The sequence below is a fragment of the Rhabdaerophilum sp. SD176 genome, from assembly GCF_030143245.1.
GTDB lineage: Bacteria > Pseudomonadota > Alphaproteobacteria > Rhizobiales > Beijerinckiaceae > Rhabdaerophilum.
Window position 1 is genome coordinate 1 of the sequence record NZ_JARJNS010000018.1, and the last position, 1,381, is coordinate 1,381.

The 1,381-nt window shown below is 64.3% G+C and carries 1 protein-coding gene; it reads left to right on the forward strand.

What is annotated here, in order from left to right; all coding sequences use genetic code 11:
• Window positions 1–84: 84 nt before the first annotated feature.
• Window positions 85–1,113, forward strand: a complete 1,029-nt coding sequence (locus tag P0652_RS18700; RefSeq protein WP_284180425.1) for an IS110 family RNA-guided transposase — start codon at window positions 85–87, stop codon at window positions 1,111–1,113.
• Window positions 1,114–1,381: the final 268 nt, after the last annotated feature.

The window sequence follows — 1,381 nt, forward strand, 5'->3', positions numbered from 1 at the left end:
GTAAGCGATGGGGTGGACGCCCCCCGACGGCATCGATGTGCCAAGGTGGCGGGTGTTGAAGCACCGCTACGGAGGAGAGCGTCCATGGGAGAGGTTAGCATCATCGGTCTGGATTTGGCCAAGAACGTGTTTCAGGCGCATGGCTCAGGAGCTGACGGATCGGTGATCTTTCGCCGGAAGCTGCCGCGCGCACAGCTGCTGAAGTTTCTGGCTGCGCAGCCGCCTTGCGTAGTTGCCATGGAAGCGTGCGCGAGTTCGCATCATTGGGGCCGAGTGATCAGCGATCTGGGCCACGAGGTACGGCTGATTCCGCCTGCCTACGTGAAGCCATTCGTGAAGCGGCAAAAGAACGACATGGCAGATGCCGAGGCGATTGCGGAAGCGGCGTCACGGCCAACCATGCGGTTTGTAGCCGTTAAGAGCGAGGCACAGCAGGCGGCGGCGATGGCCTATCGGACCCGGGACCTTCTGGTTCGCCAACGGACCCAGACGATCAATGCCCTGCGTGCTCATCTGGCCGAGCAGGGCATTGTGGCCCCTACCGGCCCGGCGCATGTCGGGCGCCTCTCAGCCATCATCAATGGTGATGACGGCATGCTGCCGGCAGCGGTGCGCGACCTCGCACGCCTCTTGCTGGATCAGATTGCTGGACTGGCCGAGAAGATCGCGGGCCTTGATGCCGAGCTTCGCAAGCGTGTGACCACCGACGAGACGGCGCGACGGCTGACAACAATCCCGGGAGTGGGGGCCGTGACCGCAGCGGCGATTACCACTTTTGCGCCACCGATGGAGACCTTCTCGAAGGGCCGGGACTTCGCCTCCTGGGTCGGCCTGACGCCGCGACAGCACTCGAGCGGCGGCAAGGACCGGCTGGGCCGCACCTCTAAGATGGGGCAACGCGACATTCGTCGGCTGCTGATCGTCGGTGCGGTTGCTGTCGTGAGGTGGGCTGCGCGGAAAGGTGCGCCCGAGGGCACATGGCTCGGGCGCATGATGGCGCGCAAGCCGAAGATGCTGGTCGCAGTCGCGTTGGCCAATCGCATGGCACGCACGGCCTGGGCGCTCTTGCGCAAGGGTGAGAACTACAGGGATCCGGCGATGGCGCCCGCATAGGCCAATATCGTCGGGTTGTCGTCGGATGTGAGAGGGTGCGAGGGAACGTAAGGGCAGACGGTCAAGAGACCGGGTCGGGCGAACCAGAATTCCGGACGCAGCGCCATCGAGCGCGGGTAAGCGAACTGGTCCTGACCTGCATATCTCCATACAGGCCCGCGGCGCATGACAGGCCGCATCTTCGAGGCCGGACACACGACCGCACCTGATCACATGCCCGACCGTGCCCAAGATTCTGCTTGCATCCAAGGGGGCGTCCACACACGTC